Below are 3668 nucleotides of genomic sequence, written 5' to 3'. Positions count from 1 at the left end.
CAGCATCCGAAAGCAACCCTTATATTTGCGCATGAGGTGATAGCTTACAGCGAATCTTTTTCGCAGTAGCTGTTGCCTCATGCGCAGTTATTATAGGCATCTTTCCCAAAAAAGATCCGATGAAAGCAGCTGGCAGGCGGGCTGTATTTACTGCGTTTAGCCTTACAGGCGATTGTCGTAAATAGGTCCGTAATTGGAGATGACTGATTTTTGCCGTAAATTATCTGTCGTAATTGATGGATCTCTTCCTTATTAAACCCGACAAAAATGAAATACATATTTTTATTTATTTTGATGACAGCAACGATACATATGACGGCCCAATTGAAACCAGTTGTTTATGCAGATGGCAACCTGAAATTAACCGGCCAGGCGATAAAGCCGGCACATGGCCATAAACAGAAAGGAGGCATCCTGATTTTGCCTGCCTGGATGGGCATTGACGCACATGCTAAAAATACAGCCACCAGGCTGTCGGAATTAGGCTATTATGCTTTTATCGCAGACATCTACGGCGAGAACAACTATCCGCATAATACCCAGGAGGCCAGTCAGCTGGTAGGGTACTACAAAAAGAATTACCAGGTATATCAGACCCGTATTAAACTGGCGTTGGATGAGCTGATTAAATCAGGCGCCAATCCGGCAAAGATTGTGGTGATAGGCTATTGTTTCGGCGGTACCGGCGCGCTGGAAGCGGCGAGAGCGAATATGCCCGTGCAGGGAGTGGTTTCTTTTCATGGTGGATTGGGTAAGGATACTACCCGGCCTGCTGTAAAAATAAATGCGCATGTGCTGGCCTGTCACGGTGCAGATGATCCGTATGAACCAGTGGCCGGTGTGCTGGCATTTCAGCAGGAAATGAAAACAGCTGCGGCAGACTGGCAGTTTATTTCCTATGCCAATGCGGTACATTCCTTTACAGACCCGGCATCCGGTAACAATCCTGCTTCCGGTGCAGCCTACAACAAACTGGCGGCCAATCGTTCCTGGCAGCATATGTTGGATTTTCTGAAAGAAATACTGTAACGACCTGCTGTTTAATAACTGATATAACAGTATAGGCTATACGATTCAGATAAAGCAGGCATCTTTCGATAAGCTGCTTTATCTGAATCTTTAAATAACTCCTCCGCGCTGGTCATTGATGATAGGCTGCCTGCAAAGCGGCGATATCCAGCTTTTTCATCTTGTGGATGGCCTGCATCACCTTACCGGATTTCGTTTCATCCGGGTCCTGCAATAACTCCGGCAGGATGGTTGGTACAATCTGCCAGGATAAACCATATTTATCTTTCAGCCAGCCACACATCTGTGCTTTTTCATCTCCCCCCTGAATGAGGTGTTGCCAGTAATAATCTATTTCTTCCTGTGTATCACAATTCACTACCAAAGAAATGGCTGGTGTAAACTGGAAATGAGGCCCGCCATTCATGGCGAGGAAAGACTGGCCTTCGAGCGTAAATGCAATGGTCAGCTCCGTTCCTTCAGGCATGCCGTGGATGTCAATATCTTCTTTACCATAATAGGTCACGATACCTTTTTGGGCATCTTTAAAAATGCGGAGGTAATAATCCACCGCTTCGGCCGCCTGCGTGTCGAACCAAAGACAGGTAGTGATTTTTTGTTGGGAAATAAGCTTTTTCATGTGGAATGATTTAGGCTTGAATAAAGGAACCAGTGTATGACCGGCCATACAAAAGTACGGGCCTTTATACAGGGGAAGACGGTGTATTCCTGACTTTATGAAGGGGTGTTTGCGACAATCACATGGCAGCTCCCGATATACATGATTATTGTTTGCGTTCGAGCAGTTGGTTACTGAGTTCTGTTAATGCACTTTTCCGATGGGGTGGTACGCTAATCTGGTCGAGGTAATTGCGCGCAGCAGCAGTGTATTCGCCGATGGTCTGCATGGCCCATTTGTCTGCCCCGCAAGCTTTGTACAATTGTAGTACCGCCGCTATTTTTTCCGCACCGTCTTGTTGCATGGCGGCCCGTAAGTCTGCTTGCTGACTGGTATTGCTCAGTTCCATCGTTTTAATCAGCAAGGCGGTTTTTTTGTTTTCGAGGATGTCGCCACCTGGTTGTTTACCTGTTTGCGCAGGGTCGCCGAAAGCATCCAGGTAATCGTCCTGTATCTGAAAAGCAATGCCCAGGTTTTTGCCGAAGTCATAGCTGTCTGCCTGCTGTTGCGGTGTGGCGCCGCCGATGATCGCACCGATACGCACACTGGCAGCCAGTAATACAGCTGTTTTATAGGTAATCATCTGTAAGTAATCGGCATAACTGATGGCAGCAAGGTCTGTTGCTTCAAAATTGACATCCATTTGTTGTCCTTCACAGATTTGTTGTGCCGTGGTGGTAAATAAAGCTGCGATGGGTTGTTTGTATAGTTCACGCAGATGATTGATTTGCGTGAAGGCATGTATCAGCAATACATCGCCGGCAAGAATGGCCGTGGAGGTATTGTATTTTACATGCAGGGTAGGCCTGTTGCGCCGCAGGGGAGAGCTATCCATAATATCGTCATGCGTGAGGCTGTAGTTGTGGAATAACTCAATGGCATGACAGGCATGGAAAGCATCTTCATGAATCTCATTAAAAAGCTGATTTCCCAGCAAACATAATACCGGCCGGATTCTTTTCCCACCTCCGTTCAGGAAATATCGGATAGAATCATATAACAGCGGTGGTCCGGAGGGAAAAATGAGGTTGTTGAAATGCGTCTGATACAAAGCGGTAACTTCAGCGAGTGTATTCATATGATATGATTTGTTAAATAATAAACGCAGGGAGGTAATATAAGTTAAGCCGGAGCGATATTATTGCAGTGAAAAATAAGATAGTCAGGAGATCCATATTGGTGGTATAGCATTCCTGATGGGTAATTCGTAATTTCATTCCTATGGATCATAAAGAGTATCATTTAAAAAGCTCAGATTTTCTGAGGGATGTAGTTATCGGTATGAGTGATGGATTGACGGTGCCTTTTGCATTGGCAGCTGGATTGAGTGGAGCCGTGAGCAGCAATTCCATTGTGATTACAGCCGGTATTGCGGAGATTGTGGCAGGCAGTATTGCCATGGGGCTAGGAGGGTATCTGGCAGGTAAAACGGAGCAGGAACATTATCAGAGTGAGTTGCAGAAAGAATATCAGGAAGTAGCGGAAATACCGGAGAAAGAATTACAGGAAGTGAAAGATATTTTCGCAGATTATGGTATAGATGCCGCAGGGCAGGAGTTGATTGCCCGTGCATTGGCAAAGGATAAGGACCGGTGGGTGGACTTTATGATGAAGTTTGAACTGGGGCTCGAGAAGCCGGATATCAACAGGGCACGTAATGCCGCATTGACTATTGGCCTGGCTTACATTGTCGGTGGCTTGTTACCTTTGTCCTCTTATTTTGTTACCGATCACCCGCAGGAAGGGTTGATTTTATCGGTAGTGATTACGACCATTTGTCTGTTTGTATTTGGATTTTTTAAAAGCAGGATTACCGGCCAGCCGCCTTTGCAAGGTGCGCTGAAAGTAACGGCTATTGGGTTGATTGCGGCGGCTGCAGCTTTTGGCATCGCCAAAATGATAGGATAGTCAGGATGCGATGAACCGGGTAACCGAAACAGCGTATAGCCGTTACGTATAGTAAACGTGTTGACAGATTATA

Annotated in this window: 4 protein-coding genes; 2 read left to right on the top strand and 2 right to left on the bottom strand. The window is 46.0% G+C overall.

Features of this window, described 5'->3' with window-relative positions; all coding sequences use genetic code 11:
* Positions 1-267: 267 nt before the first annotated feature.
* Positions 268-1029, top strand: coding sequence for a dienelactone hydrolase family protein (locus tag OL444_RS20375; RefSeq protein WP_264730156.1), 762 nt, complete (start codon positions 268-270; stop codon positions 1027-1029).
* A gap of 112 nt (positions 1030-1141) precedes the next feature.
* Here OL444_RS20375 and OL444_RS20370 read toward each other — a convergent pair whose 3' ends face one another.
* Positions 1142-1648, bottom strand: a complete 507-nt coding sequence (locus OL444_RS20370) for a VOC family protein (RefSeq protein WP_264730158.1) — start codon at positions 1646-1648, stop codon at positions 1142-1144.
* A gap of 145 nt (positions 1649-1793) precedes the next feature.
* Positions 1794-2765, bottom strand: a complete 972-nt coding sequence (locus OL444_RS20365) for a polyprenyl synthetase family protein (protein ID WP_264730160.1) — start codon at positions 2763-2765, stop codon at positions 1794-1796.
* 143 nt (positions 2766-2908) lie between these two features.
* On the opposite strand from OL444_RS20365, the gene OL444_RS20360 reads away from it, so the two are divergent.
* Positions 2909-3595, top strand: a complete 687-nt coding sequence (locus OL444_RS20360; RefSeq protein WP_264730163.1) for a VIT1/CCC1 transporter family protein — start codon at positions 2909-2911, stop codon at positions 3593-3595.
* Positions 3596-3668 lie beyond the last annotated feature (73 nt).

Source organism: Chitinophaga nivalis, from assembly GCF_025989125.1.
GTDB classification, from domain to species: Bacteria; Bacteroidota; Bacteroidia; order Chitinophagales; family Chitinophagaceae; genus Chitinophaga; species Chitinophaga nivalis.
The sequence above is the reverse complement of the archived record's forward strand: the minus strand, read 5'-3'. Positions and strand labels throughout refer to the sequence as shown.